The organism is Kitasatospora sp. NPDC002227 (assembly GCF_040296285.1).
Taxonomy (GTDB): Bacteria; Actinomycetota; Actinomycetes; order Streptomycetales; family Streptomycetaceae; genus Kitasatospora.
In genome coordinates this window covers 69,722-95,549 of record NZ_JBEOWY010000013.1, presented here as the reverse complement: position 1 = coordinate 95,549, position 25,828 = coordinate 69,722, and the positions used below count along the sequence as shown (strand labels likewise).

General features: G+C 71.4%; 30 protein-coding genes. 19 read left to right on the top strand and 11 right to left on the bottom strand.

Going from position 1 to position 25,828, the window contains the following annotated elements:
- Positions 1–168: 168 nt before the first annotated feature.
- Both ABT095_RS14695 and ABT095_RS14690 read right to left on the bottom strand, forming a co-directional pair.
- Positions 169–1,113 (bottom strand): ParA family protein, encoded by a 945-nt coding sequence (locus ABT095_RS14695; protein WP_350529753.1) that lies wholly within the window; start codon positions 1,111–1,113, stop codon positions 169–171.
- A gap of 24 nt (positions 1,114–1,137) precedes the next feature.
- Positions 1,138–2,403: a ParB/RepB/Spo0J family partition protein gene (locus ABT095_RS14690; RefSeq protein ID WP_350529752.1), complete on the bottom strand. Its 1,266-nt coding sequence runs from the start codon at positions 2,401–2,403 to the stop codon at positions 1,138–1,140.
- A 503-nt stretch (positions 2,404–2,906) separates the two neighbouring features.
- Here ABT095_RS14690 and ABT095_RS14685 point away from each other — a divergent pair.
- Positions 2,907–3,134 (top strand): hypothetical protein, encoded by a 228-nt coding sequence (locus ABT095_RS14685; RefSeq protein WP_350529751.1) that lies wholly within the window; start codon positions 2,907–2,909, stop codon positions 3,132–3,134.
- Between the two features lie 718 nt (positions 3,135–3,852).
- Here ABT095_RS14685 and ABT095_RS14680 read toward each other — a convergent pair.
- The 3 genes from ABT095_RS14680 to ABT095_RS14670 all read right to left on the bottom strand — a co-directional run bounded on the left by ABT095_RS14680 (position 3,853) and on the right by ABT095_RS14670 (position 4,797).
- Entirely contained in the window at positions 3,853–4,179 is a 327-nt protein-coding gene (locus ABT095_RS14680) for a hypothetical protein (RefSeq protein ID WP_350529750.1), read from the bottom strand.
- On the bottom strand, positions 4,176–4,511 hold the full coding sequence (locus ABT095_RS14675; RefSeq protein WP_350529749.1) for a hypothetical protein: 336 nt from the start codon (positions 4,509–4,511) through the stop codon (positions 4,176–4,178). Before ABT095_RS14675 ends, ABT095_RS14680 begins: the two co-directional genes overlap by 4 nt.
- Positions 4,512–4,635: 124 nt before the next feature.
- A complete protein-coding gene (locus ABT095_RS14670; RefSeq protein WP_350529748.1) occupies positions 4,636–4,797 on the bottom strand; it encodes a hypothetical protein in 162 nt (53 codons plus the stop codon).
- 96 nt (positions 4,798–4,893) lie between these two features.
- On the opposite strand from ABT095_RS14670, the gene ABT095_RS14665 reads away from it, so the two are divergent.
- Positions 4,894–5,115, top strand: coding sequence for a hypothetical protein (locus ABT095_RS14665; RefSeq protein WP_350529747.1), 222 nt, complete (start codon positions 4,894–4,896; stop codon positions 5,113–5,115).
- Between the two features lie 128 nt (positions 5,116–5,243).
- Here the strand turns inward: ABT095_RS14665 and ABT095_RS14660 are convergent, their stop codons facing one another.
- The 6 genes from ABT095_RS14660 to ABT095_RS14635 all read right to left on the bottom strand — a co-directional run bounded on the left by ABT095_RS14660 (position 5,244) and on the right by ABT095_RS14635 (position 12,426).
- Positions 5,244–5,975 (bottom strand): hypothetical protein, encoded by a 732-nt coding sequence (locus ABT095_RS14660; RefSeq protein WP_350529746.1) that lies wholly within the window; start codon positions 5,973–5,975, stop codon positions 5,244–5,246.
- Positions 5,976–6,164: 189 nt separating this feature from the next.
- On the bottom strand, positions 6,165–6,395 hold the full coding sequence (locus tag ABT095_RS14655) for a hypothetical protein (RefSeq protein ID WP_350529745.1): 231 nt from the start codon (positions 6,393–6,395) through the stop codon (positions 6,165–6,167).
- A gap of 290 nt (positions 6,396–6,685) precedes the next feature.
- A complete protein-coding gene (locus ABT095_RS14650) occupies positions 6,686–7,288 on the bottom strand; it encodes a hypothetical protein (protein WP_350529744.1) in 603 nt (200 codons plus the stop codon).
- Positions 7,289–7,473: 185 nt separating this feature from the next.
- Positions 7,474–10,002 (bottom strand): hypothetical protein, encoded by a 2,529-nt coding sequence (locus ABT095_RS14645; protein WP_350529743.1) that lies wholly within the window; start codon positions 10,000–10,002, stop codon positions 7,474–7,476.
- 1,159 nt (positions 10,003–11,161) lie between these two features.
- The gene (locus ABT095_RS14640) at positions 11,162–11,950 is read right to left on the bottom strand and encodes a GntR family transcriptional regulator (protein WP_350529742.1); all 789 of its coding nucleotides are present in this window, start codon (positions 11,948–11,950) and stop codon (positions 11,162–11,164) included.
- Positions 11,947–12,426, bottom strand: a complete 480-nt coding sequence (locus tag ABT095_RS14635; protein ID WP_350529741.1) for a UTRA domain-containing protein — start codon at positions 12,424–12,426, stop codon at positions 11,947–11,949. The genes ABT095_RS14640 and ABT095_RS14635 overlap by 4 nt, the downstream gene beginning before the upstream one ends.
- 218 nt (positions 12,427–12,644) lie before the next feature.
- On the opposite strand from ABT095_RS14635, the gene ABT095_RS14630 reads away from it, so the two are divergent.
- The 17 genes from ABT095_RS14630 (at position 12,645) to ABT095_RS14550 (ending at position 25,764) form a co-directional block, all read left to right on the top strand.
- Positions 12,645–13,010, top strand: a complete 366-nt coding sequence (locus ABT095_RS14630) for a helix-turn-helix domain-containing protein (protein WP_350529740.1) — start codon at positions 12,645–12,647, stop codon at positions 13,008–13,010.
- A gap of 76 nt (positions 13,011–13,086) precedes the next feature.
- Entirely contained in the window at positions 13,087–13,284 is a 198-nt protein-coding gene (locus ABT095_RS14625; protein ID WP_350529739.1) for a hypothetical protein, read from the top strand.
- A gap of 879 nt (positions 13,285–14,163) precedes the next feature.
- Entirely contained in the window at positions 14,164–14,676 is a 513-nt protein-coding gene (locus tag ABT095_RS14620; protein ID WP_350529738.1) for a hypothetical protein, read from the top strand.
- A gap of 143 nt (positions 14,677–14,819) precedes the next feature.
- The gene (locus ABT095_RS14615) at positions 14,820–15,068 is read left to right on the top strand and encodes a WhiB family transcriptional regulator (RefSeq protein WP_350529737.1); all 249 of its coding nucleotides are present in this window, start codon (positions 14,820–14,822) and stop codon (positions 15,066–15,068) included.
- On the top strand, positions 15,068–15,529 hold the full coding sequence (locus ABT095_RS14610; protein ID WP_350529736.1) for a hypothetical protein: 462 nt from the start codon (positions 15,068–15,070) through the stop codon (positions 15,527–15,529). Before ABT095_RS14615 ends, ABT095_RS14610 begins: the two co-directional genes overlap by 1 nt.
- Before the next feature lie 179 nt (positions 15,530–15,708).
- Positions 15,709–17,583, top strand: a complete 1,875-nt coding sequence (locus tag ABT095_RS14605; RefSeq protein WP_350529735.1) for a hypothetical protein — start codon at positions 15,709–15,711, stop codon at positions 17,581–17,583.
- 180 nt (positions 17,584–17,763) lie between these two features.
- Complete coding sequence (locus tag ABT095_RS14600; RefSeq protein WP_350529734.1) at positions 17,764–17,991, top strand: hypothetical protein; 228 nt, start codon at positions 17,764–17,766, stop codon at positions 17,989–17,991.
- Between the two features lie 264 nt (positions 17,992–18,255).
- Positions 18,256–18,912: a hypothetical protein gene (locus ABT095_RS14595; RefSeq protein ID WP_350529733.1), complete on the top strand. Its 657-nt coding sequence runs from the start codon at positions 18,256–18,258 to the stop codon at positions 18,910–18,912.
- A 48-nt stretch (positions 18,913–18,960) separates the two neighbouring features.
- Positions 18,961–19,092 carry a hypothetical protein gene (locus ABT095_RS14590; RefSeq protein WP_350529732.1) on the top strand — a complete coding sequence of 44 codons (132 nt, stop codon included), beginning with the start codon at positions 18,961–18,963 and terminating at the stop codon, positions 19,090–19,092.
- Positions 19,089–20,273, top strand: coding sequence for a hypothetical protein (locus tag ABT095_RS14585; RefSeq protein WP_350529731.1), 1,185 nt, complete (start codon positions 19,089–19,091; stop codon positions 20,271–20,273). The genes ABT095_RS14590 and ABT095_RS14585 overlap by 4 nt, the downstream gene beginning before the upstream one ends.
- Entirely contained in the window at positions 20,270–20,731 is a 462-nt protein-coding gene (locus ABT095_RS14580) for a hypothetical protein (protein ID WP_350529730.1), read from the top strand. The genes ABT095_RS14585 and ABT095_RS14580 overlap by 4 nt, the downstream gene beginning before the upstream one ends.
- Position 20,732: 1 nt before the next feature.
- Positions 20,733–21,758 (top strand): hypothetical protein, encoded by a 1,026-nt coding sequence (locus ABT095_RS14575; protein WP_350529729.1) that lies wholly within the window; start codon positions 20,733–20,735, stop codon positions 21,756–21,758.
- A gap of 592 nt (positions 21,759–22,350) precedes the next feature.
- The gene (locus ABT095_RS14570) at positions 22,351–22,815 is read left to right on the top strand and encodes an HAD family hydrolase (RefSeq protein WP_350529728.1); all 465 of its coding nucleotides are present in this window, start codon (positions 22,351–22,353) and stop codon (positions 22,813–22,815) included.
- Entirely contained in the window at positions 22,812–23,159 is a 348-nt protein-coding gene (locus ABT095_RS14565; protein WP_350529727.1) for a hypothetical protein, read from the top strand. The genes ABT095_RS14570 and ABT095_RS14565 overlap by 4 nt, the downstream gene beginning before the upstream one ends.
- Positions 23,152–23,352 (top strand): hypothetical protein, encoded by a 201-nt coding sequence (locus ABT095_RS14560; RefSeq protein WP_350529726.1) that lies wholly within the window; start codon positions 23,152–23,154, stop codon positions 23,350–23,352. The genes ABT095_RS14565 and ABT095_RS14560 overlap by 8 nt, the downstream gene beginning before the upstream one ends.
- Positions 23,353–24,015: 663 nt before the next feature.
- On the top strand, positions 24,016–24,378 hold the full coding sequence (locus tag ABT095_RS14555) for a hypothetical protein (RefSeq protein ID WP_350529725.1): 363 nt from the start codon (positions 24,016–24,018) through the stop codon (positions 24,376–24,378).
- 57 nt (positions 24,379–24,435) lie between these two features.
- Positions 24,436–25,764, top strand: coding sequence for a hypothetical protein (locus ABT095_RS14550; RefSeq protein WP_350529724.1), 1,329 nt, complete (start codon positions 24,436–24,438; stop codon positions 25,762–25,764).
- Positions 25,765–25,828 lie beyond the last annotated feature (64 nt).

Sequence of the window (25,828 nt, the reverse complement as noted above, 5' to 3'; positions counted from 1 at the left end):
CCGGGCCTCCGGTGCGTCGGTGCGGAGGTGCCAAGTCGCGGTTCTGTGATCCGTGTCGGGGCTCCGCCAGGGCATCCGCCGACTGTTGCAGGTGACGCTACTGGGCCAGGAACAGCTGTGGGGCAAGGGCTGCGCTCCCCTGCCCCACAGCGATTTCGTCAACGAAATCTAGGCCGCCCGTACCAGCTTCTCGAAGACGTCCGCTGCTGCCTTGAACTCCTTCACCGGCCGGGACGCCGGATCGCACCAGTAGAGCACCGGCTCCTGTGCCCTGACGCTCTCGGCGATCTGCACTGCCTCTGTGATGGTCGGCAGGACTCGGTCGCCGTAGAAGCCGATGATCTCCTCCTCCATCTCCACCCAGTGGTTGCCCTGGCCTCGCTTGATCCCGTTGAGCATGACGTAGCGCAGGTCGGCGGCGCCGCCAGAGAACTGGTACCGCTTCTGTGCCTCGTCGATGAAGTCGATCAGCGTGGACAACGTGTCGTCATCCTTCTGGTCGGGCTTCACACAGCCGACCACGAAGTCGCAGGCTGCGACCTCCGAGTACTCCAAGGTGTCGAAGGTGCCGCGGAAGTCAACCATGATCACCTCGACGGCGCCGGGGGGCATCTCCACGATCGCCCGGCGCAGCCATTGCTCGTCGGGGCTGCCCAGGAGGTGGCTCTTGAGGTCGTTGCTCGCCTGGCCCATGGAGCGGGAGCCAAGGATGAGCCGAAGGTTGGGGATCTCGGCGAAGCTGCTGTCCTCGTCGTCCACGAGCTTGTCCCACCGCTGGAACGGCACGGTCCGGGTTCGCGCCGGGACCGATGCTTCCAGCAGGGTGGCGCGGCCGTGAAGCACGTCGTAGATATTGGTCATCGAGTCGAGCTTCTCGTGGACGGCACGGACCCGAAGGGGGTTGTACTTCTTGTTCGTCACGCCGTAGCCGAGGTAGCAGCTGGCCGCCATAGTCTGGTCGCCGTCCAGGACTGCGGTGGAGATCCCGCGGCTGGCCAGCTCAACCGCGAGGTTGACGCAGGTTCCGGTCTTCCGGGTTCCGCCTCCCTCGTTGGCGAATCCGATCACGAGGGGCCCCGGCGGAGGGTAGAGACGCGGTCGTTGCATCGTCATGGCGTTGGCTCCTTCACCTGGGCCCTAGTTCTGATGAGCAGATCCGGCCGGAAGGACTCGCGTCTTCTCGGCTTCTGTCGGCTGGTATCCGGCCGCCTCCAGATCGTGCAGGTACTGGATGTCCGTCCAGTCAGCGGGTTCCTGTGCGCGCAGTCGAAGTTCGGCGGCTGCGATCGCGATTGCTTCGGCCACGAGGACCTGGTCGGCGTTGTCGTAGTCGTCCAGGAGTTGCGCCGCCATGTGCTTCTCGGCGTCGGTGGCGCGGGCAGTGACCGCAGCTGCGAGTCGCTCGATCCTGGAACGGGTGTCCCGCTCTGCGGTAAGCAGGTTCTTGGCGGCGGCCAGGCGGTTGCTTTCGGCCGCAGGGGTGGGGGTCTGCGGTTCAGTCGTGGCCCCGGCCGGTTTCGTCGACGAAATCTGGGGCTCGTTGACCACGGCCGGAACTGGGGGCGTCGCGGTCGCAGCCGACGATCCGCCCTGGGCCGGGATGCCGGCTGCGGGGGCGGCGGCGGGGGAACCAGTTGATGCCCCAGCCGCTGGCTGCGCGGCGGCAGCAGTCTGGCCCTCGGCTGCTACTTCGGTGCCAGCGGCGGACGAGGCAGCAGGGGCGGGGGGTGCAGGCTTCGGGAACTCTCGGGCGACGAGTTCCTTGACGGTGATGTTCTGCTCACGCATGCGCTGGAAGGCAGCGTCTACGCCGTCAACGCCATATCGAACCAGGAGTGTGTAGGCAGGGTCGACGCCCAGTTCGCGGCGGCCGACCGCAACCCGGGTCGGGCCCATCGGGAGTTCCAGCAAGCGGATCTTCTTGGTGATCGCACTGTCGCTGAGTCCCTCATTGCGCTTGCCGAGCCGTTCGGCGATCTCCGCATTGGTGAGGTTCTTCCCGCGGAACCGGGCAAAGAGCTTTCCTTCCTGCAGGGGGTGCAGGCCGGTCCTCATGCTGTTCTCGGTCCAGATCAGCTCGTCCATGACCGCAAGCTGGTCATTGCGCAGGACCATCGGCAGCTCGGTCAGGCCCTTGCTGAGTGCTGCCCGGTAGCGTCGCTCGCCGGCGCCGAGCACCCAGAAGACCTCCGGTCCGAGCTCTGCCGCTACAGCGGGAAACGCCGCCCGGTAGGCAGCGATCGAGCTGACGGTGGGGTCCTGCTGAACGCCCATCCCCTCAACGCTGTCGGCGAGGTCCTCGAAGTCGTCGGTCTCCCATTCCCATTCCTCGCGGATGTTCAATGGGTTGGGAGCCACATGAGCCAACGGGGCCTTGAACCGCTCACCGTCGTTGACGGGCACAGGGATAGGTGAGCTAGTGCGAGGTGCAGTGCCACCGCTGCCCGGCTGGCGGTCTTCGAATGTCGGAGGCGACGGCGGGGCGCTGTCCTCTGCCTGCTCCGTCTTAGCTGGCGGTTGAGGTGCCCGTACCGTGGTCTTGCGGGGTGACATCCGATAGCTCCCGGTTGCGCTGGGTGAATAGTCATGAGAACCCTAGCGGGGGAGATGCGCGCCTCTGCGCCTGTCCGGCGGCGTGCCCTCGTCGGCTCAAGCTAGCTGCTCTCAGGTAGTCGCACCGTTCGTTTGGGCGAACTGCATACGTTCGTGGCCCCCTGGACGGCTTCCTCGCTGGATTTCGTCGACGAAATCCAGTCGCCCGGGCTCCCGAAGGTGAGACCAACGCCAGGGCAGCGACGTCGCTGCGGGCTCCCCGAGCGACAGGTTTCGTCGACGAAATCCCGGGAGGCGAGTGTCTCATCCAGTCGCGTCCGGGCGGCTCCTGGGTGCGGAAGGAGAGTGCGGGTATGGAGGTCACGCACCGGCTGGTCGCTCCCACAGGCTCGGCAGCCGCCCGGTCTCCCCGGTTCACCCCGAGGTGTGAATGGTGGTTCGGTGAGGCTGACTCCCGCTACACCACCGAGGACGGCGCGCTCGTTCGGCACCGGCGCACCTCCTTCTTCCCCAAGCAGCAGATCTACGACCTTGCCAAGAGCAACGGCGTCGCCGCCGTCGCGCACAGCGACCTCCGGTAGCCACCGCGCCTTGGCCGGGCGGAGAACGCCGGTGCGGAGCCAGGCGTGCGGCGGCCGGTAGAGGTACGCAGTCGAGCCGGTCGCGGGATGCGGGTGCAGAGCCGGGTGCGGACCCCGTCGCTCGCTCGGCTCACACCGCACTTCCGCAATGCCTCCCTCGTCAACCGCCTCTTGCGGTGCTGCAGGGCAGGAGGCGGAGCGACCTGCACGGGTTCAAGGACCTGCCCGAGGCAGCGCCGGGTAGCGGGCGAGACGCTGCGGAACTGCCTCCGCAAACCCCCCGTTTCAGCAGGTCAGATGCGGTGCGTAGCACCCATCTGCTCATCACAAGCAGCATAGGCTCACGGGATGCCCTCTTGGCCGCATCACTGGCGCAGGGACATCCGCACCGCAGCCCAGCGCCGTCGGCACGGAAGCGAGGGGTCCGCAGCTCCGCAGGCGAGGACCAAGATCGGAACACCGCGCCAGTTGCGGGTACGGGGGCTGCAGCGCGGTGCGGAGGTCACGCAACAGCCAGGCCCGCCGCTCCCTCAACCTCCGCAGTACGCAGCCGCGGGTGCGGGCCGGGCTCCAGTCACCGTGGTCCGCAGCACGACCGGCGACTGCTTGCCGCGCTCGCTCGGCTGGCTCCGAGCGTGGTCGCCACCCCGTCCACGGCACGAACCTGTACGTCTGACCCGAACGCCTGCGTTACAGGTACCGCGGCAGGCTGGGCCGGTCAGAGTTCAGGCCGGGGCGGATCTTCCGGAACAACAGCGGCGATGCGTACCGTCGGGGGCCACGGCGGGGCGGGGGCGTAGGCGTGCACCACATTGACGGCCGGGCGGCCGGACGCCGGGTCAGCCTCGATCCGGGTGGAGTACAGCTCGACCAGGTGGCCGCCCTCGGTGACCGTACGGATCAGCCGGCCCAGGCGCGGCCGGTGCTCCAGCTCGAGGCGCAGGATCTCCAGGACTTCGTCGGCGCCGAGCTCCTTGGCCCGTTGGGCGGCCCGGTCGGTGACAGCGGCGATCACCTCGCCGTCCGGCTGGTCGGGGTGGCTCACTCCGCGCCCTGCCGGGCCAGCAGCTCGACGACGGCCTCCTCGGCCGCAGCGATTGCCTCGCGGTCCGCGGCCAGGTGCACCCGGCCGCGGTAGGCGGCGAGGATCTCCGCGACGGTGACCAGGTCGACGACGGTCCCCAGCTCGTGGACCTCGGCCACCTGGTCGACAGGCACCCTGGGCAGCAACTGCTCGGCGAGTTCGGCGTCCAACTTCTCGGCATCGCCGGGGAAGCCGTAGCCGGCCCGGAGTGCGGCGCGCAGCTCCTGGGCGGTGTCCATCGGCGGCAGCCCGAAGCGGCCACCCCCGTGGTGTTCGGCGTGCTGGGCGCTCATCCCCACACCACCCTCTCCCTGCGTCGGCGTGTCCCGGCGTGGCCGGGCCTGTATTGACGACGGTAGCCGCTCGCAGGCGGAGCGCGGGAGCGGACTCGAGATCCCGGCCAGCTTGCAGGCCGGTTCAGGCCGCACGGCCTGGCCCGTAGCGGGGTGTCGGGTCGGATACGAGTTGACGCAGTTCGTCGGTCAACGGGTGGAGCAGCGCGACGTCGTTTCGCCCGTTGGTGAGCGACCAGTTGTCGCCGTCGCGGCCGTTGTAGGCCGGGCCGGCCGTAACCGGCACGGGTGCCGATCGTTCTGCCCGGTGCCGCGTCGATCCGTCGCGGCGCCGGGCACGGCGACCGCGACGGTGCCGTGCGGCGCAACCCCAGGGGGGATCATGGCCGCGAAGAAGCAGGCGGGCAGCGAAGACGAAACAGGCTGGCGCCGGTTCTTCCGGAAGGCGGGCTACTACTGGGCGACTGCGGCAGAGGTGCTGGCCCGGGCCAACAAAATCGCCCTCACGGTGGACGTGGTCCTGCGCGAGTGCCGGAAGATCGCCGAAGACGTGAAGAAGTTCAAGGACCGCTGGGCCGACGGCTTCGGCCCCAGCGCCGCCTGACCACACAACGTACGACGAACGGCCGGGTGCCCACCGTGAAGGTGGGGCACCCGGCCGTTCGTCGTACGGCCCGCCTGGCCGGCCGGTTCAGTACCTGATGGTGGTGTGCACCGCGTACTCCCCGTCGGTCAGGTCCCGGCGATGGTCCTCAGCTGATCGAGGGTCAGCTCCTGGGTGCGTGCGGCGGCGTTGCTCGTGGTGAACTCGAGGAGGCGTTGGCCGGGGTTTCCGCCGCCCGGGTGCAGCGCCGCAGTGTTCTTGCCGTCGGACTCCACCAGTTGCTGGAGGTAGGCGGCGAGTGCTCGGGGGCCGCCGCCGCTGTAGCCGGCGTTGTACTCGTTGGCGCGGTGCTGGGGGAGGAGGGCCAGGACGTTGCGGCTGGTCCTGGTCCAGAAGGTGCCGCGGTCGATGACCAGGGTGGTGACGCTCTCGCCGTCACGCAGGCTGACGGGGGCGAGGGTTTGGTAGGTCCACCGGTCGGTGCTGCCGCTGACGGTGCGGTGGTGCTCGGCGACCACAGGCGTGCCGAACTGGGGGTCGGTAAAGGTGCGCCGGCAGACGCAGCCGGACTCGCTGACGGCGGCGGGACTCGCGGTGTTCTCATCCACGCACGGGTCGAACAGCCGCGGCAGCTCCTGGTTGGTGACCAGGAGGGCGTGCAGGGCGTTCGGGGTCGAGCGGTGCAGGCGGTCGGCCCACTCCTGCACGTACGGGCTGGTGTGTTCGATCCGGGTCTCGGGGTGCAGGCCGCTGGTGACGACGTCAGAACCGGGCTCGGTGTAGAGGACGAAGTTCGCCCAGGAGCGGGTGCCCTCCGGGTCGTAGGTGGCCTTGAGGTCGTGCCGGGTGTAGCTGCTCAACTGCGCTCTCTCCCTTGGAGACTCCCCCGCCGCACAGGCGATGTCACGCTCAGTGTCGCAGGTGCTACCGGGCCGCGTGGGGCCTTCGATCGCTGCGGCCGGATCGGCTTCGGTCGGCCGATTCCCTGTGCCCAGCCAGCGGTTCACCGGCTCGGACCGGGGATCTGGGGTGCCGTGGATCCGGCGGGGTCAGGGCTGCTGTGGCTCCGGGGCGGGTTCGGCCTCGGCAGTGGCGCCGGGGCCGAGCCGACGCCGGGCGCTGGGGGGCTGGCGCGGCTCGGCGGAGTCCTGGACGAAGGTCGGTTCCAGGAACGGGCTCCGCTCGGCGGCGAGCATCCGGGCCTGAACGTCCTGCGGAGGGGTGTGGGCGGCTGGCTCGGAGAAGGGCTGCCAGAGTGGCCGTCGGATGGACTGATTCATGATCACCAGTGTGTCAGTTCCTCCGCACCGGCCAGCGCGGGAGACCGGGACGAACCCCGCACACAGCGACCGCAGCAACTGACAGTCGGACAACTGTGCACGGTCGGCCGGTCCTGGTGTTCCGGGGCGGCGGCCCGGCCTGGGTCTGCGGTCTGCGTCTGCCACTCGCTCCGGTTGGCCAGCGCCCTCCGCAACGCTGCGGATTCCGCTCACCCCGGCGTGCCACGTCGATCCGTCGCCGTGTTGAGCACGGTGCGCGCGACCCGAGCACGGGGACGGCGGGGGCCTGATCAGATGCGGATGGTGATGTGGACCTTGCTGGTCGGCGGAGCGTCGGGGTGGCAATAGGCCCAGTCGGTGCCGCCGGGAGCAGCGACGAGGTACGGCTGCCGCAGGTCGCCGCAGATCCACACCGTGCCGATGCCGTCGGCCATTGCTCCGTAGAGCTTGGTGGGTAGGCGGGTCTTGCCCGACCGCACCACGGCCCCGTTGCGGGCGAGGAGGTGTACGCGGACGGCGGTGGCACCGGTCCGCTTACGGCCGGGCAGCGCCTGGGCCTCCGCCCGGGTGAGTACCTGCACGCGGCACGGCCAGACCTGCCAGGGATGGCCGGCGAGGATGCTCCGCTCGCCCCGGGCGAGGATGCGCTGCTGGCCGATCCCGACGATGACGATCACCAGGAAGGCGAAGGCGAAGAGAGCCGGGAGGACGAGTAGGTCGACCCACTGCCCGATGAAGACGAGCAGTCCGGCCACCCCGGCCAGTCCGACGACCACGTAGAGCTGCTGTCGGTCGAAGGCTTCCTCGAATCGGCGCTTGAACGCTTCCGCAGTTGCAGGGACGTCCAAGGCGACACCGTCGACGACATGGTGGCCCAAGCGTTCCGCTTCCACTGGTGATCCTCTCCCCCGGCCGGTTCGACTCCGCCGCGGGGGACAGTCTTCCAGCCTCGACAGGCGGGCAGAGGAGGTTCTTCAAGGTCGACCAGGCCGTCTCCGGGACGAGGTCGCCGCGTATCCGCTCAGGCCGCCGCATGGCGGGTCTCCACCCGAACCGCAGGGCCTCCTGGACGGCACGCTCACCTCCCGGATTCGGCAGCGGCCAGGGCCTCACCAACCGCCCGACGGCTCAGTGGTGCGGGCTGCACCGGTCGTCCGTGCTCACGCAGCTTCGCGATCTTCTCCAGCCGCCGGTTCAGGAGGTACTCGGCGGTGCGGCGGATCGCGGCCCTCCCCTGCGCCACGGCCTCGCGCTTGGCGGCGGCGCGGTTGTCGTACCGGTGGGCGACGCGCATGACGGCGTCGTGCGCCATCTGCCCTTCCTCCGTGGCCTGTGGGTTCCGGGCCAGCTCGCGCAGGGCCCACGTCCGGGCGATGCCCGCGCAGTTCTGGGCCGTCACCATGTCGCTCAGGGCCAGCGCCGCAGTGCTGGCATCCGCACCGAGCCCGTTGGTCGCCCGCTCCCGCCGGATCGCCGCGTCCAGGTTCTTCCGGGCCCGGGCGATCACCTCCCGCACATTCGCACGGTCGGACAGGTCGGCACCGCCGGCCAGCTCCAGGTCGACCGCCTCGGCCAGCGCCGCCCGGGCGGCGAGCTGAGCTGAGCAGCCGGTGCACAGCCCGGCCGACTGCTGCGCGCCGCACCGCGAGCACGGCATGGCCTGCCGCTCCAGCTCCGCCGCCAACCGCTGCGCCGCCCGCTGCGCCTGACGCTCCTCGGAGCGCTTCCGGTCTGCTTCGGCCCGCTCCAGAGCTGCAGCCAGGTCTGCCGCCCGCAGCTCGGCATGCCGGCGCAGGTGCGCGTCGATCGCGGGCCCGCGGTCCTCGAAGGTGGCGTCGGGAGTGGATGCGACGACCTGGGCGATCAGGGCGCGGCGGAGCGAGCGCCGGTCGGCCAGGCGGCCGTCGCAGCTCGCGCAGTCGGCTCCCCAGGTCAGGTCGATGCCGTCGTCGCACGCCGCGGAGCCGCAGATCTGGCGCTGAGTCAGGCCCTTGCGAATCAGCCAGCCGAACGGGTTGGTGACCATCGCGGGACCGCCCTGCTGGTGGAGCCGGTCCTTGAGGCGGTCGGCCAGCAGGTCGACGGCCAGGCCGGAGCCGGACCACAGGGCGATCCGTCCGAGGGCCTTCCGGGCTTCGACCACCACCTGGTCGCGCAGGTACGGCCGGTCGAGGCGCTCCCAGACCGGAAGAACCGGGAGGAGGGCCTGGACAAGGTCCGCAGGAGGAGCGACCGCCGAGACCGACTGCAGGTGCCGGCCCCGCCGTTCCCGGCCAGGGGTCTGCTTGCGCTGCTGAAAGTCGGTCGAGTCGGGGTTCGGCTGTTCCCCGCGAAGCGGGTGGCCGGAGCTCTCCAAAAGGGTCAGCTGCGGTGCGGCGTTACCGGGCTCGCCCTCGCGCGCACCCGCGCGCTCCGGCCGGACATCCTCAGCCCCAACGGCGCACGCGCCGGAAAAGCCATCTACAGCGCGAGCAAGACCACCTACCTCAACCACCGGAGAGTGCAGGGCGTGAAGGGGGGTAGCAGCCGCGAGGTCTCCTACAGCAGGCTTCTCAGACTCCGGCGCGCCGGTGACCTGGGTGTTCTCCCCGACAGCAGCGGCGAACTGGGGTGGGGTAGCAGCGGCGGGGCTGCCGGCGAAGCCGAGGTCGGTGTCGAACCCGTCCTCCAGGGCAGGATCGGCGACCGGCGGCTCCTCGAGCTCGGGCTCGCCGCAGAACTCCCACCAGCGATCTGCGGACGGCCGCTCCCGGGCAGCTGGCGGCTGCGCGGCCTTCGGGCAGGACGACGCCTTCGTCCGGGCAGCGGCGGGCTCCGGGACGGACCGCAGCGCCGGGCCGGCCGACGAGGTGGCGTTGTCGTCCTGGTGCGCGGCGGCCACTGCCGGGATCACGATCCGGGCACGCGAGCGCAGCCCGGACGCGCCACGGCGCGGACGGGTCAGCACGCCTGCTTCCTCCAGGCGGACCAGGACGTGCGCGGCGCCAGCCGGGGAGCAGCCCAGCATCCGCGAGAGCGTCACCGCCGGTCGTCCGACGTGGGTGTCCACCCGGCCGCCGCACATCCGGACCCGGCCCCGGGCTGACGCCGAGAGCACCAGCAGCAGCAGGGCGAGTCGATCCGTGCTGGCTCCGCGACCGGTGCGTGAGGCCAGCAGACCCACCACCGGATCGCGGCCGTCCCGGAAGGCCCACCCCGGCGCGAAGAGGTGCTCGACCACGCGGAAGAGGACCGCGAGTTCCCGCTGGCTCAGGGCCAGCGGATCCCGCTCCCCCGTCTCCGGGCAGCGCCCGGCCGGGCCCAGGGCGGAAGACATCGCGCTCCACAGCGGCAGGACCTTCAGCCGCAGGGAGTCCTCACCTCCGTCGGAAGTGCCGGGGACGCTCGCCGCCACCGGCTGGACGTCGCCGGGCAGGGCGGCACCCCGCAGCGCCCGCAGCACGTGCTTCATGTTGTCGCGGCCCGTGCCGCACCAGCGGCCCAACTCCGCCTTGCGGATCTCCACCACGCCGGTCGTGACCGGGGTGCGGGCCATCAGCACCACCGCGGCCAGCCGGACCGAGTCGTTCTGCTCCTTCAGGCCGGGAAATGCCAGCAGCGCTCGCACCGCCGCGCTCAGCCGGGACCGCATCATCGGCGAGAGGACGAGCGGGTGCGGGGCGGGTGCCTCGGAGCCTTGGCCAGGGACCAGCCGCAGGGCCGGGCCGGCCGCTCGCTGTGGGGGGACCTGAGCCGGCGGTCCGTCGTACGCGCGCGCTGGTGTGCTCACCACCCACGCCCCTGTCCGGCCGACCGGGCAGCACCGAACGGCGCCATCGCACGACGGCGCAAGGGCGCGAGGAGGAAGTCCGAAAAGCAGCGGCTCAACGGACTTTCGGGCATGCCGAAGTGGCAAACGGCAGCCGTTTGCTGCATGATGGCCTCGTTCATCGCCTCTTGGCGAGAGCACGCAGAAGAGCCCTCACCGGGCTTGACGCGGTTCCTGGGAAGAAACCGAATAAGGGTGCGAGAGGCGACGGGCCCCTGCCAGGGCGGTCCCTCACATGGACGATCTGGGCGCGAGCCGGCTGACAACCGGATTGCTCCCGGGCGGCGCTACGCGAAGTCCTCCCCGGCAAGGGAGGAACAGCGAGATGGGCGCCGCCCCTTGAGGGGCTAGGTCATCCACACCCCCGCACCGGGCCGACTGCACTCGGCAGCTACGGCGAAACCCGCGCTCCTGACGACTCGGAGCGCGAGCTGTTCCACGCGGATACGTCCCGATCGGGCGTCACGCGCAGTAGTGAACCCCGCAGCAGGCCGCAGGGCGGCGCTCAGCGGGGAAGTCCTGAGGACAGGTTGGACCGGGCTGGCCGGGCGCGGCGTTCCGCTGCGCGACATCGGCCGGGTGCTGTTGCACCCCGAGACCACAATCCAGGTACGCTGATTCACAGCGCTACACCATCCTCGAGTTAGGTGTTTCGCGACGAGTCACCCGGAGCCGTCTGATACACGGCCCCCGACTCTGGCCCCCGGCCGCCGATCGTGCGGGACTTCCAACCCCGCCGGCGACCCAAGGGGGCCTATTCTTTTTGTCCGACTTGTCCAGCTTGCTGGGGATTCCAACTCCCAGTCAGCCACTACGGCCGGATTCTGATCCTAAACCCATCACACACGGCAATCGCCATGCGTTTGCTTGGCCTCTCGCGTGTGTCGCTGCGCCACCGCTGGCGCGATCATGCCTGGCTGACGGTACATCCATTCGCAAAAAGCAGCAAGGCGACCCTCTAGAACGTGTACTGGAGCTCGTAGAGGTGGCCCGCCTTCGCCATGACGGTGACCTCGATGATCACGTCCTTGGTGCTGCGCACGACCCGGAAGGTCCGCAACACGGGAACCAGCTCTCCCGGCAAATGCAGGGCAACGAACTGCTCCTGGGTCGGGATGCATGCAGAGATTCGGTCGACGGTCCCATCCGGCGCCGGCGTATGGCCCATCGCCGCGAGAAGCGCCGGTGTGCCGCCCCGGATCTTCCTGAACTCCAGGAGAGGAGTTCCCTCTGCGATCGCCAGCGGGTAGTGGGAGTGCACCAGCTCGGCCGGCTGATCATCCAGGCGCAATATCTGGGCCCGGCGGGCAACCAGCTCCCCGGCCTCGATACCGAAGGCAGCCGCGACCTCGCGCGGAGCCGCCACCTTCCCGACGGATAGCAGCTCGATCGTGGCCCTGTAGCCCTGACCCTCCGCCTCCGAGATCCAGCGGTACGTCTCACCCGGTGCCGCCGGAGCCGAGTAAGCGGCGGGGACCATGATCCGTCGCGGCCTGTAGGTCACCGTGGTACTGGCCCCTGCGCGCGACGTCACGAGGTGCTCGTCCTTCAGCAGGTTCACGGCCTTCTGGACCGACGCATTAGAGGCGCCGAAGCGGTCGATGAGAACAGCCGTGGAGGGCAGCCGCGCCTCCCGCGGCAGCTCGCCCGAGAGGATCTCGTCACGAAGGTCAGCCGCGATGCGCTGGTGAACAGCGCGCGGGTCCTCCCGATCCGCCTTCCTCGGCCGGCCCTGATCAGTTGTCACAATGCCTCCCCGTCTGCGTACATCTCGTAGCGGAAGCGCTGGTGGAGGGCAGAGGCGACCACCACGTCCACCTGGATCGGGCGGCCGTCCGCGGTCGCGCAGGTCCTGTGCATCACGAGCACCCACACGTCGGCCGGCAGGTGCAGCTGGTCGATCTCGGACTGGATGGCCGGCCTCGCCTCGATCTCCTCGGCGACGCAAGGCATCTCGATCCCGGCCTCGCGGAGCAACTTCTCTGGGCCGCCCTTGATCTTGGCAGGCCGAATCAGCGCCGTTCCGTCGGCCACGTCGAACTGGAAGAACGAGTCGGTGAGCTCCACGGTCACGTCGTCGAGGTCCACCGCGCGGCGCCGGACGCCAACTGGCGAACCGGTCGGCACGCCAAGGAGGTACGCGACCCTGTCGGGTGCTTCGACCACCCCGGCCTCCACGATCCGGTGGGTCCCCCGGCGGCCGGCCTCGGCCGCCTCCTCCACCCACGCTTCACCAGGGGCTTCAACGCCCACGTACCGCGATGAGCTGCTTGTCCACCCAGCTCCGCCCATGTCTCTACCCCCACTGTCCTAGTCGTCCCACCTTGCTGGTTTCCAGATTAAGCCCAGGCAGGCGCACGGAGACCCAATGAGAAGCTTGCTGCTTTTCGCAAAAAGCAGTACGGTTCAGGTGTTGGGAATCCACGCAGGGGAGAAAGCACATGGATGCCGCCCGTTCGGCGCCTGGGCGTTCGCCTGCGAGGAGTGTTGCGGTCAGCTCCGGAGCTCGCTTCGGTCTGGCCAGCCACCAAGGGCGAGCACGCCGGTCCGCGGTCCGCCAGCAGGCGGCGCCGAGACCGGATGTGTCGGTCCAGGAGGCTGCGACGCTCCTCGGGGTGCACGCCTGCACGATCTACCGCTACATCAAGGCCGGACTGCTGGCGCACAAACGCCTGGGGTCGGATCCGCCGCAGGAGGGCGGGACGGGCCGGCGCGGCGGCGGGATTCGCATCCCGGTCTGGTCGATCGACGAGATGCGAAAGGTCAGGCAGCAGCAGGCCGACGGCCTGGAGCACAGCAGTAGTTGAAAAGCAAGAGACCTCGGCTCCGCCTGAGCAGCTGTCACCGAGGTCTCCGGGAATCAACTCGCGAGGAGAGATCCACATGAACATCATGCACCAGCCGACGCCCGCAGAATCACGAGGAGTGCACCCCGCGCCCGCCCCGGTCATCCTCGACCCGCGCAGCGCCGACTTCGGTCAGCGCGCGTACACCCCGGACCCCTACAACCAGCCCGGCGCCGAGCAGCACACCCGGCGCAACTTCGGCGGCCCGTACACGGTCGAGGGCGGGGGTGCCTGATGACGCTCAAGCCCGAGTTCCGCAGCTACATCGGGGGCCGTGGTCCGGAGGACTCCGGTTCGTCGGAGGGTTCGTCCGCCGAGTCGGAGGGGGGCGACCAGTAGTGGAAGCTCAGCAGGAGCAGCAGGCCCGGCAGGCCGACCTCTTCCTGGCCTGGTCGAAGGCTCCGGCGCAGCCGGAGCCCGTGCCGGAGCCCGTACCACAGGGCAGCGGCACGCAGTAGGCGCAGCGCGCCTCGTAGATCACCACCCGCAGTACGCCGTCCCGGCGTGTGCTCTCGGAACCGCTCTGTCATGGCCATGCCAATAGAGCGGCGCCGGGAGTGTGCGGCGGGCCCGTCAGGGCCTCAGCACTCTGCACCACCACGACGCGCCCGGAAGTCCGGCCCGAGGGGGCCGTTCCATGGAAGTGCCCGCCTACTTCTCAACTCAACAGTGTGGCAAAAGAGTTAGACCCCGCAGCCGCGAGCGTGACGCCGCTGCGAGGTGATCAATCAAGCCTTTGATCGAGACGCACGAACCTTGGCCGCGGGGCCCGCCTCCCCGCTCACCATCCAGGCGCGATCGCCCGGCCTCGGCCGGGCGGTAAGCGGCCGTCACGCCTCCCTGACACGGGGGCGCGGCCGTCACGCACTCCTAGTTCCACCCGGAGTACCTGTTCGACTCGGCCGCCGCTCCCGCGTGGGAGCGGCGGCCGAGTCGCAGTTCGCTCCGGAGCTGCCCAGGATCCGCAGCCGAGATGGGCGCCAACCGCCTTTCTCCGTACGGCTTCTGGGGGGTTCCGGATCACCCGGCCTCCGCAGGCGCAGCGCTTGCGACCGACACCCGGCGCCGGCCCGGCTACCCACTGCGGGGCCGGACAGGTCCGAACGGAGTCGCTATGGACGGTTTCTCCCCGGCACCGCAGGTGCCGTGCTTCTTCCGCGGCGGCCTGATCGGCTCGCTGCGTGCCGTGAAGGGTGGCATTGCCCTTCTCGCGCTCGGCGCCTCCGGGGCCACCGGCCTGCTGGACGCCTTCCACCTCCACGTCCTGGCCAGCAGGGTGGACCGGCTGCAGTTCTGGCTGGCCGTCCGCGCCGGGCGATGGGCCTACCGGGCCTCCTGCTTGGACGGCACCGTCACGGTGATGGTGCCTGGGCCCGACAGCGTCTACCTGCCCGAGCTCGTGGACGGCGCCGACCCGGCGCCGTTGTCGCCGCTCGACCAGGCCCGCGCTGATCACCTGGCGGGTCTGTGCTGCCCGGCCGACGTCCCGATCGAGGGGTGCCGGCCGGTGCAGGACGCGGTGCTGGCCGCCGACCCCACTCTTCTCGATCTGCTCGAGGCGGATCTGATGCGCCGGTTCGCCGCGCTCGACGGCCTCCCGGTCCGCGAGGACGGCGGTCCGCGGTGAGCGACGCGCGGTCCACCCGTCAGGCCCAGCACCTCAAGCCCTGCCCGGGCCGCTGGGTGCCCGGAACCTGACCACGGCTTCACCCGAGTCATCCGCCGCCCGGCAACCGGGCCGGCCCGCCATTCCTAGAAGGAGAGACGACGATGCACTGGATTCACCGCGCTGTCTGCCGCGAAGAGGACCCCGAGCTGTTCTTCCCGATCGGCAACACCGGCCCGGCCCTGCTGCAGATCGAGGAGGCCAAGGCCGTGTGCAGGCGTTGCCCCGTGATGGAGCAGTGCCTGCAGAGGGCACTGGAGACCAACCAGGACGCCGGCGTCTGGGGCGGCATGAGCGAGGACGAGCGTCGTGCGATGAAGCGCCGCGCCGCCCGGAACCGGGCCCGGACCTGATGCCACCGTTCGTCACCTTCCGCGCCGAGCGTCTGGTCGGCGCCTCGCAGGCCGCCGCCCAGCGCTTCGAGCGGCACCCGCCGGACCCCGTGCTGCTCCGCCGTGCGCTGGAGCGGCCGGGACTTCGGTCACAGGTCCTGGCGGCAACGCTGAAGTTCCTCAACGCGATCACTGACCTGGACACCAACGAGTCCGTGGTCTCCGTGGACGGCCAGCTGCGAGCGGTGTTCCTCCAGCTGGGCAGGCTGGTCCGGCTGCTGCGCCTCCAGGCGTTCCTGAGTGCCGGCCGTGCCCGGCCGGGAGCGGCCACCAGCGCAGAGATGTCCCGGTTCACCAACCGCCTCGACGACCTGGCCTACCTCCTGCTCACCGACCGCCGGGCCGAGGGCTGCGCAGGCTCCGCGCGGCTCGGCCTCGGCCTGGTCCACCACATCCTGACCGGCAGTCACCTGCCGGTGTGAGTCCGCCTGCATCTCGGCGGCGTCCTCGGCGCCGGTTCCACCGCGCCTGCTCCGACCCGCCCAGCCGCACCCGGTGGGCGCTTCCCCTTCCCCGCTGGACAGCCGGCCGATTCGAGCCCCACCGAGTCGGCCGTGTCCCGCACTTCCCGCCCACCGGGCCCGACCAGGAGACCCAGAAAATGTCCACCCCTCTCTCCCTGCTGCCGTCCCCCCACTGGCTGGCCTCGCACACCGATCTGCTCGCCGGGGTCCTGGTGGCCGTCGCCACCGCGCTGCTCATCCTGCACCGCTGGCGCAAGGCGGAGCGGACCTACGAGGACGAGCTGACCATGTCCGACGAGCAGATCGCCGAGCGCAACCTGCGCGCGGACGCCCGCGGCCGGCGCTCCGACGACCTGTGGACCGTCGCCGTCGCCTCCGCCGCGGCCGGGCTGTCCTCGAACGGACTGCGGAAGATGGGCCGCGACCTGATCGGGCTGTCCTCTCCGTTCGACTGGCTCCCCTTCGTCGCCTTGGACGTCGCCGCCTACATCTGCGGCGCCCGGGCCCGGCGCCGCTCCCGAGCCGGCCAGCCGCCCGGCATCAGCGGTGCGCTGGTATGGGTGTTCGCCCTCATCTCCTCCGCCTTCTCCGCCTCCGAGGGCGCGACCCTCGGAGAGGCCGTGGCCCGCGCGCCCTGGCCGATCATCGCCGCGATCTTGTTCGAGCTGGGCAGCCTGGAGGAGCGGACTGCGGCCCGCGAGCTCGCTCGCCGGGCCGGCGACTGGCTCGACCGTCGTATCCGCATGGTGCGGATGCTCCACCCCGTCGAGGGCGTCAAGGTGGCGCTCGCCTTGGCCGCCGACGAGAACCTCTCCCAGGCCGACGCCACCCGCCGGGTCCGTATCCAGACCGCCGCCACCCGGTTGTACAGGGTGCGGCTGATGGACGAGCGGGCCAAGGACAAGGAGTCCGGGGCGCAGCGCAGGTCTGCAGACCGGGCGCGGGCCCGGGCGGTCCGTCGCGCGCAAGCTGCTCAGGCCCGGGTCGCGCTGGTTGACCAGACGCACATCCTGGCCGACCTCGAGCGCCTGGTCCGTACCCCCGACACTGCGGCGGTCGACTTCCGCCGCCGCGCGGCGGTCGAGACCGTACTTCGGTCCTACGTCGGTGACGGGCCGGGTACGGCCGAGCCGGGTACGGGGCTCTACCCGGGTACGCCGCCGGTTCAGGACACGGCCGGCGGTACCCGCGGGCCCGTACCCGAGTACAAGACGTACCCGGCCGTTGCCGCCCCGTACCCGGCGGCGGGACAGGCGGGTGCGGGTACGCCGATGCCTGCGTACCCGGGTACGGAGGGTCGTACCCGGCCGGTCGAAGAGCCGTACCCGGGTACGGAGCAGCCGGGTACAGCGGTGTACTCGGGTACGGCACAGCCGGGTACGGCGGCGTACCCGGGTACGGCGCAGTGGGGTACGACCGTGTACCCCGCCCCCGCAGTGCCGGGTACGGGTACGCCTGCTGACGGTGTACCCGGGATGAATTCGCAGGTCACGGCCGGTGCGACCGGCCAGGGTGCGGGTACGCCCGCCGCCGAGCCGGGTACGGGCGCACCCCAGGCGGGTACGCCCGGCCCCGCCGAGGCGGTCGAGCACGAGTACGTGCCCGGCCCCGACAGCGTGTACGAGCCGGACCGCCACGCCTCCGCCGATCACCCGGGTGCGCCCGCCCTGACGGCTCAGCCGCCGACGGGTACGGCGGTGAACGGCGAGGACAGCGGGGACGAGTTCGAGGACGACGGTGAGGACGACCTCAGCCGCGCCCGGAAGCTGCTGCCGTACCTGAACGCCGATGGGCAGCTGCCGCTGAGCATCCGAGAGGTCAAGAAGCGTCTGGGCGTCGGCCAGATCAAGGCGAAGGCCGCGATGGAGCTGGCCCCCACCCTGGCCGCCGAGACCGAGGCGGAGAGCGCGCCGGCGCAGGACTCGGCGTCCGCCGCACCCGCGGCGGACAACCGGCTCCCCGCCCAGCCCAAGGAGAGGGAGTTCGCGAGTGCCGCCGCTGCCGCAGCTTGACTGCTCCGGCCCTGGGCGTCGGGACTCCCGCTACGCCGCTCCCGGCACCTCGCCCTTCTGGGCCGCCGCCCCCGTGCTCCGTCCGGCGGCGGTCCAGAACGGCAGCTCCAGGCCGGCACGACGTTCCTGCTGGCCGCCCGGCACCCCAGATTCGATGACTGAGAGTTAGGAAATGCCGCGATGACCCTGAGCCACGTTCTGGTCTCGGCCGCGCTCGCCGGCGGCTCCACCCTGCTGGGGCTGGTGGTGATCCGGCCGATATCGGACCGGATCCGCGCCCGCCAGGAGGCCGCCGACGAGGCGCAGACGCTCCTGGAAACGACCCCCGACACGGCCGTCCCGAAGGCCGCCGAGCCGCCCCGGCCGCAGCCCCGCACCGACACGAAGCACCCGGCCCGAGCTGCCTGACGGGCCCATCCCGTGGTGGCCAGCCCCCCGGCCGGCCACTGCGGAAGCCGCCCGCCCTGCCCGCGACCTGCCGGTAGGTAGGCCCCTGCTTACCGCCTTGACCTGCGCGAATATCGGCCTACTCGACGCCTACCGACCGTGTGGACGATGCCCGACCTCGGACAGGGGAGCGGGGCACCCACCGGCAATCGCTCTGCCGCGCCGAGCAGGCCACTCACTTCCACCCCGCCGCTCGACCCGCCATCTGCCGACCGGAGCTTCGCCATGCCCGCCCACGAGATCCGCATCAGCCACACCGACCGAGCCGACGTCCGCATCGGCCCCATCGACGACCGCCAGCAGGCCGCCGTGATCGCCCTCAACCTTCAGGCCGAGCGCAACGAACGCCCCCGCCACCGGGACGCCGTCATCACCGTTGGTGACTGGAAGCCCGGCGGGCAGAGCCTGCCGCTCCTGCCGCCCGACCCGCACGCCATCGCCGCCTTGCTGACGCAGGAGCGCGCCGACGCCCCGGACGAAGGCCGCTTCCCGGACTTGCGCACCCGGCTGCGGGCCCAGTACCCCGGGCTGCAGTCGACCCGGCTCTGGGAGCAGGCCAACGCCATTGCCGCAGCCGCGGACCCGCGCCCGCTGCCGATGCCCGTGACCGCCGGCCTCAACGAGGAAGCCGGCGAGCAGAGCACCTGGTTTGCCAAGCACCTTGCGGCCGTCCCTGTCGCCGCCACTGTCGCCCTGCTCATACGGGCCACCCCCGGCTGGCTCGGCGCACTGGCCCTGGTAGGCGCCCTTGTCACCGGCCACTGGCTCAGCGGCAGGCCCACCGGGAGCTCCCGCGGTGACACCGTCGCGCTCGGCCTCTACCTCGGCCTGCTGCTCGCCGTCACTGACCTGGCCGCCACGGCCGTGTACCGCCTGACCTGACCCACGTCCCCGAATCCACACCCCACGACCGATCCGGAAGGCCACGCCATGTTCGCCGAGGCCATGCAGTACTTCACCCCCATCCTTCTCGCCCTCCTGTTCACCGGCGCCGCCGCCGCGTACGGGGCACTGCTCAGCGCGCTGATCGTCCACGCGCTCGGCCGGGGCGTGGCGCGATGACCGATCAGATCCTCGCCCCCGGCGCCGCCGACGAGGGCAACAGCACCCCGCCGGACGCCCGCGTGATCACTCCGACGCGGGTCCTGCCCGCCGCCGAGCAGCCCCCGATGCCCGACTTCCCGCCCTTCAACCACCAGGACCGCGCCGGCCTCGCGACGATCACCGACGCGGCACCGCCCGTGGCCCGGCCGCCGGTTCCCGACACCGCGCACGACCCCAACCCGGCCTGGTGGCGGGACCTGGCGACGAAGGCCATGGCCCGAAACGACACCGCCGTCCCCGAAACTCCGGCGGACCTTCCCACGCCGCCGCCCGTACCCCCGGTGACCGCGAGGGTCACCGTCAGGACCACGATCCCGCAGCAGCCGACGGCACCCCCCGCCCGCCCGGCACACGCCCCGCAGCAGGGCGCCGGCGGAGGAGGATCCGACGGCGGGAACACCCCTCCCGGTACCGGGGCGGCATCCAGTGACCCGTCGGCCCCGGCAGGGCGCTGCGGGATCTGCGGCTTCCACTGCGGCGGCGACTGCCTGAGGAAGGGCCAGCACGACACCGCCCAGCCCGAGCCCGACGCCGAGCCGATCGAGCAGGAGGTGACGGTCGAGCTCACCGTGGGCGACGAGCAGGCGCAGCCGCCCCGCTGGTTCGACCGTATCCCGCCGGTGCTGCGCCCGGCGGGCAAGTCCAGCGGCCTGAACCGCCCGCGGGTCCGGTGGGCGGTGAAGTACCTGAGCCCGGCCGTCGTCGGCGGCGGGCTGGGCTTCATGCCCTGGGCTGCGTACCCGCTGGAGGTCGCGATCCACGACCCCGCCGGCGTCGGGGCCCTGGTCGTCATCGCCGGGGCCTCGGCCGCCGCCTGGTTCGTCGCCCCTTACGTCTGCGACGTCATCCCCGTCCGCCGCTGGGTGGTCCGCGCCACCGCGATCGTCGCGGCCGACATGTGGGGGTGGGGGATGCGGGGTGAGATCGCCGAATTCCTCGCCCGGCAGGGCTGGTTGGGCACCCTCGGCATCCCGGCCGCCGCCGGCGCCGGGGTCCTGGCCGTCAGCGCCTGGCTGTCCTGGCTCACCCGGAACATGCGCCCCCTGCCCGGCTGGATCGCGCGCATCCCGATGGCTACCGCGATCGTCGCGGTCTGCACCACCCCGATCGTCCACACCGTGACTGGAGCATCCCTGTGAACCTCTCCGCCCCGCCCACCTTCGACCCCGGGCACGCGACCAACCTCGGCGGATTCGGCCTCGGTGCGTTCACCGCTGCCGGTGCCGCCGCCACCATCACCGCCCTGATCTTCTTCCTCGTCCGGTCGAAGAAGCTCCGCAGCAAGATCGACAGCAAGATGAAGTGGGAGTTCTTCTCCATCCTGGCTTTCCTCTCGGCCAGCCTCTACGACGCCGCCGGCTGGAACATCTTCGCCGGTGTGATCCACGCCGTGTTCGGAGGGCTGATCGTGAAGTGGGGCGCCGGAGCCGTCTCGGCGATCGTCACCGGCTGGCTCTGCCTGTGGGACCACAAGCGGCTGGGCGCCATCGTCGGCGGCTACACCGTCGCCATCCTGTGGGGCATCTCGGGCAGCTGGCTGGCCATCGTCCCCACTTCCATCACCCACCTGGTGCAGTCCTGGAACCTGGGGAGCTGACATGACCAACACGACCAAGACGGCGGACGGGGAAGCCGCACCGCTGGAGGCCCCCGCCGACACACCGCTGGAGGCCGCCCCGGGCGAGGCCCCGCCGCTGTTCTCCGTCCCGGACCTCAAGGTCTACGTGATCGGATCGCACGCCTACCTCGGCCTGCTCCGGGGCTCGTTGGTGCTGGTCAAGAAGACGTGGCTGTGGGTCAGGAAGGGCGACTTCGTGGCGGTCTTCGCACCTGCGCTCGCCGCCCGGCGCGACGCCGACAAGCAGACCGGCAAGCCGCCGAAGAGCACACGGAAGGCCACGGGCAAGGGGAGCGGCGGGGAGCCCGAGGAGAAACCGGACGAGCCCGCAGGCCCCGCCGAGGGGACGTCCGGGCACCTGGAGGACCTGTGGGAGCAGCTGGTGGCGGCGCTCGGGCCGCCCCTGGCACGGGGAGCAGCACTGACCGCAGCCGGGTACGGCAGCTGGTACTTCGGCCGGGCCTCGCCATTGGTAACGGTCACCGTCGCCGTGGTCTTCGCCTGCGGCGCGGCGTGGATCTACGACCCGACGCCCCTGGCGCCGGATGCCTCCGCCGACGAGCAGGAGGAGGACGAGCAGGAGGAGGACGAGGACAACGACGCCGAGCCGGCTGACGAGGCGGCAGCGGAGAAGCCCAAGGTGACTCCGGAGCAGATGGCCGCGACCATCAGCCGGTACGTGGAGCAGGCCGTGGCGGTCGCTCACCAGAAGGGGCTCGCCGGAGTTCACGTCGACGTCCTGCTCCACGGCCTCCAGGAGGAGGGAGCCCTGCGGAGCTGGGACGCCGCCGACTTCGGGGCGTACCTGCGCAGCCTCCAGATCCCCTTGCGGGAGACGAAGCTGCCCACCCCGGCCGGGAAGAAGAACCGCAACGCGGTGCGGTACGACGACCTCACCGCGTACCTGGGCCGACCTCCGGTGCCGCCCCTGCAGCAGGTGCGCGACAACACCCCCAGGGACGACGAGGCCGAGCCCGCGCTGGAGCGCACCGCCGGCGCGGTCTAGCCCTGCGCACGCGCAGGGCGTACCGCACGGGGCGTGAGCCCGGCATGGACCGCGGGTTCCTCCGGTCATCCCTCCTCTTCAGGTGCCGTCACATTCGGTGACCGTCGGGCCTTGATCGGCCGGCGGGGGAGAGGCGTGAGCCACCCCCGTCGGACCCCCTACTCGAGCCCTCGCGGAGGAGCTCCCGGGCGGCCCGGCCGGCCCCCGGGGGAGGGCCCGCGGCACCGCCCTGCGGGGGGCCTTGAGGGAGTGGCGGGCAGGCCCCCGGAGGGCCTCGTCCGGCCTCCCCAGCGACCCTCCCGGCCACGCTTGCAGGAGCGCTCGACGAGGGGCGGCAGGGCCCGCGCATCGGCACTTCCCGAGCCCCTTCCAAGAGGTCCTCTCCCCCGGCGCCGCAGGGCCACCCGCATCCCCTACCGACCGCGCCTACCACCCCTTTGACCTGCACTCCTACCGACCTGCCTACCGGCCCTACCGCCGCCCTACCAGCCCCGGGAGGGGTGCGGGAGCACCAGCTGCCGCACCCCTCCCGACGTCTGCCCAGGGCATCTCGGACGGCCGGCAAGCACCCAACCTCAGAACAGGAAGCAACATGTCCGATTGGCTGTACGACCGGGCGCTGACCCTCGCCAGGGCCGGCTCCCCGTCCGCCGGAACCCTCATGATCGACTTTGACGGGGTCATCCACGACCAGAACGACGGATGGCGCGGCGGCGAGGTCTACGGACCGCCGATCCCCGGCGCCCTCGAGGAGCTGCAGTTCCGGGCCGCAGGCGGATGGTCCCTCGCAATCGTCACCGCCCGTCACCACGACCTGCACCCCGAGGTCGCCCGCTGGGTCGAGAAGCACACCGGACTGGAGACGGTCGTGTGCGCGCAGCGGCACGCCTACTGGCAGGACAGCCGAGTGCTGGTCACCAACGTCAAGCCGGGCGCGGTCGCGTACGTCGACGACAACGCCGTCCGGTTCGACCAGGCGGCGGGTGGCTGGACGACCGCCCTCTCCGCCCTCCCCTACAACCGTTCGGAAATCCTGTCCGCCGGGAGGCAGGGGTGACCGGGGAACTGAAGCTCCTGCAGCCGGCCGTCCGCGCCGACCTCATCAAGGCGCTGAAGGCGGCGGACGTGACGGCCACGCCCGCCGCGATCATCGCGGCCACCGCCGAGATCGTCCTGCAGATGAAGGGCCACGAGCACGAGCCCGATGACCTGTTCTGCCAGAACCTCGTCGGTGTCCTGGGGCAGCGCGCCCCGTACGTGCTGCTGCGTCTGCTGGAGCTGGAGGCGGAACTGCACCGGCTGCGCCAGCGGGTCGGTCCCGATCCGGCGCAGCAGCGGGCCGCCGGCCCCGGCGGAGCGGCCGGTGCCGCCCTTCCGGTGGAGACGGTCCCCGGTGAGTGACCACGGCCTCGACGACGAAGAGATCGAGCGCCGGACGGCCGCCGCGGAGCAAGCCGCGCAGGAAGGCAGGAGCCGCGAGGCCGCCAGCCTCTACAACCAGCTCGGTGCGGACATCCAAGCCCAGTGCGGGCCCTTCGACACCCGGGCGCTCGACGCCTTCGAGGCCATGGCCCGGGTGATCAGCGGCGGCTAGAGCACGCCGCCGCTACGCCGACGGGCACCTGCCGGACCTCGGCAGTGCCATCTCCTGCATCTCCTCGGGCCGGACGGGCCAGCTGCGATTGGTGCAGCCGGCCCGCCCGGCCCATCCACCCCGTGCTCGTCGGCGCGGCGCTGGCGAGCACCCCCGAAGAATCGAGTCTCCGCGTTGTCCACCTTCCTGCGAGTTGCCGCGCTCCTGGCTCTCGCCGCGCTCCTGCTCGCCCTGATGCTGCCCACCGCACGGAACTCCCGTCCCGTGCGGGCCCTTCGGTCCGTGGTGAGTCCCTGGCTCCCCCCGTCCGAGGGACCGCGATCGCGCCTGCTGGCGCTCCGGCTACTGGGTGGGGTCATCGCCGTGCTGGGCCTGGGCTGCTTCGTCCAGGCCGACGGAACCCCTGCGCGCCTCGCCGCATACGCCCTGGCGGTCGCGGGAGTCCTGCTCTACGGCGCCTGAAGCCCCAGACCTGCGCGCTGCCCGGGGTCTGCCGCACGCCCGATCGTGCGGCAAACCCAGCGATCCGGGGACAGCGCGGCAGCACCACAAAAAGAATGCCCACGTACCACCGGCCGCAGCCGGCCGCCAGCCTGCGCACGGTCGCCACGGGCGGCCTGCCCCGGTCCGGGCCGCACGATCGAGTACCAGGAGACCACCGCCGTGTTCAGACCCAGTCGCCGCCCGATCCTCACCGCCGTGCAGATGATGCTGCTCCTCAACGCATCAATGCGGCGGCCCCGGTCGAACTGGCACCGCCCACGCCCCGCCAGCACACCGCTCAGCAAGCCGACCGACCTTCAGCGACCGCTGGTGAAGGCGCACCACGACCACACGCAGCTCCTGGCCGACGTCCACAGACTCGCCGCGCTCGCCCGCACCAACCTGCCCGGCACACCCGAGGCTCGCACCGCGCAGGAGGCCCTCGACCGGGCGGTGCACCTCACCGGCCAGGCCACCGAGGCCCTGCGGCTCGCCGCCTTGGCCACCTGCCCGGACCACTCCCGCGCCACCCAACAGACCTGAGCCGCTGCGCACCGACGACCGCCTTCCGCAGCGCCGACCACCGAGGAGATCACACCCATGGTCACCACCGCCACCGCCCGCACCACCACCCAGTCCGGCACCGCCGACAGCCGCGTCACCGTCCGCCTCGTCAGCCCGGACACCTGGATCCGGCCGCCCCGGGACAACGAGGCGTACGGCCGCGGGCGCCAGGCCACCGAGTACATCAAGGTGAGCTTCGACCCCGAGTCGGGGGACCTGACCGCCCGGTGGAACGCGACCTACGAGAGCCGCACCCTCTACTCCGGCCCCAAGGACCCGGAGGACTTCCCGAAGCACCTCCTGTCGGGGGTCTCGGTGACGGCCGGCAGTCAGTTGCCGAACAGGGAGCCGGAGTTGATCGACCGCTACGACTGGCTCGTCTTCGGCTACGCCAGCGCGGCGCAGATGAACAACCTGATGACCGTGCTGAAGTTCTTCATCCCCGAGATGCTTGACGGGTTCGCGCCGGTCCCCGGCCGTCCCGGGTGCTTCGACTGGACGCCGGCCGCCGCTGCCGCCGCTGACCTGATCGCCACCCTGGTCAAGGACGTCCGCCGCTACTTCCCCGACGACCGGCCCGACGAGGCCGAGCTGAATCGGGCGCTGGACGAGCGGGCCGAGAGGGAGCAGCGCTACCTCACGTGGAGCGAGCTGCAGCGGCTCAACCCCGGTCTCGCCCCCGGCGCCCTCGCGCTGGCGGGCGACGCCGAACTGGACGACGCCGCCCGCGAGACCGTCTACCAGCTGCACGGCAGCTCCGGGGACAGCCTGGTCCGCCCGGAGTCCGCGACGCCGAGGTTCACGCTGCTGGTCACCAGCGCCAGGATCGGGCTGCACCTCTTCCGGCAGTCCGCCGCCGCCGGCCTGCGGGTCGTGGACGCCGCCGACTGGTACGCCGAGCACCCCGGAGTCGAGGCCCGCCTGCAGCCGGGCTGGACCAACGAGGATCTGGCCGTGCTGCTGCAGCCCGGCGAGGAGCGCACCGCCGCGAACCAGGGCGTACGGCTCGTCGGCCTGCCCGCCCACTTCGCCCGGCTCCGCACCTTCCAGCGCGAGCAAGCCCGCGCCGAACTCCGCCGCCTGGCCGACCTCGCCGCCCAGAACAGCACCCCCCAGCTGCGCCGCGCGGTCGCGGGCCTGCTGCTGACGATCGACGGCTGGAGCGACCCGGCCGACGGCACCGCGGATCGCGACCAGCGCCTGGGCGATCTCGCCGGGATGAGCCCGGAGGCCGTGGCCCTGCTGCGCAGCCGGATCGGCGGGGTGGAGGCGTGGGACGGCTGGATGCCGGTCGTCCTCGTCCGCTCCCAGCCGGAGCAGCCCGAGACCGGCGCCCGCCGACGCTGGCGCGGGCGCCGGAAGTGACGCACGCCACCCCGGGGCTGCCCAATGGTGGGCAGCCCCGCTCCCGCAAGCCCGACACGATGGC

Coding starts and splice junctions, on each gene's coding strand:
- ABT095_RS14610 (WP_350529736.1), top strand. CDS start 15,068: ATGCCACCGTTCGTCACCTTCCGCGCCGAGCGTCTGGTCGGCGCCTCG.
- ABT095_RS14665 (WP_350529747.1), top strand. CDS start 4,894: ATGGCCGCGAAGAAGCAGGCGGGCAGCGAAGACGAAACAGGCTGGCGC.
- ABT095_RS14655 (WP_350529745.1), bottom strand. CDS start 6,395: ATGAATCAGTCCATCCGACGGCCACTCTGGCAGCCCTTCTCCGAGCCA.
- ABT095_RS14605 (WP_350529735.1), top strand. CDS start 15,709: ATGTCCACCCCTCTCTCCCTGCTGCCGTCCCCCCACTGGCTGGCCTCG.
- ABT095_RS14585 (WP_350529731.1), top strand. CDS start 19,089: ATGACCGATCAGATCCTCGCCCCCGGCGCCGCCGACGAGGGCAACAGC.
- ABT095_RS14625 (WP_350529739.1), top strand. CDS start 13,087: ATGAACATCATGCACCAGCCGACGCCCGCAGAATCACGAGGAGTGCAC.
- ABT095_RS14620 (WP_350529738.1), top strand. CDS start 14,164: ATGGACGGTTTCTCCCCGGCACCGCAGGTGCCGTGCTTCTTCCGCGGC.
- ABT095_RS14590 (WP_350529732.1), top strand. CDS start 18,961: ATGTTCGCCGAGGCCATGCAGTACTTCACCCCCATCCTTCTCGCCCTC.
- ABT095_RS14570 (WP_350529728.1), top strand. CDS start 22,351: ATGTCCGATTGGCTGTACGACCGGGCGCTGACCCTCGCCAGGGCCGGC.
- ABT095_RS14575 (WP_350529729.1), top strand. CDS start 20,733: ATGACCAACACGACCAAGACGGCGGACGGGGAAGCCGCACCGCTGGAG.
- ABT095_RS14600 (WP_350529734.1), top strand. CDS start 17,764: ATGACCCTGAGCCACGTTCTGGTCTCGGCCGCGCTCGCCGGCGGCTCC.
- ABT095_RS14630 (WP_350529740.1), top strand. CDS start 12,645: ATGGATGCCGCCCGTTCGGCGCCTGGGCGTTCGCCTGCGAGGAGTGTT.
- ABT095_RS14695 (WP_350529753.1), bottom strand. CDS start 1,113: ATGACGATGCAACGACCGCGTCTCTACCCTCCGCCGGGGCCCCTCGTG.
- ABT095_RS14595 (WP_350529733.1), top strand. CDS start 18,256: ATGCCCGCCCACGAGATCCGCATCAGCCACACCGACCGAGCCGACGTC.
- ABT095_RS14675 (WP_350529749.1), bottom strand. CDS start 4,511: ATGAGCGCCCAGCACGCCGAACACCACGGGGGTGGCCGCTTCGGGCTG.
- ABT095_RS14615 (WP_350529737.1), top strand. CDS start 14,820: ATGCACTGGATTCACCGCGCTGTCTGCCGCGAAGAGGACCCCGAGCTG.
- ABT095_RS14685 (WP_350529751.1), top strand. CDS start 2,907: ATGGAGGTCACGCACCGGCTGGTCGCTCCCACAGGCTCGGCAGCCGCC.
- ABT095_RS14550 (WP_350529724.1), top strand. CDS start 24,436: ATGGTCACCACCGCCACCGCCCGCACCACCACCCAGTCCGGCACCGCC.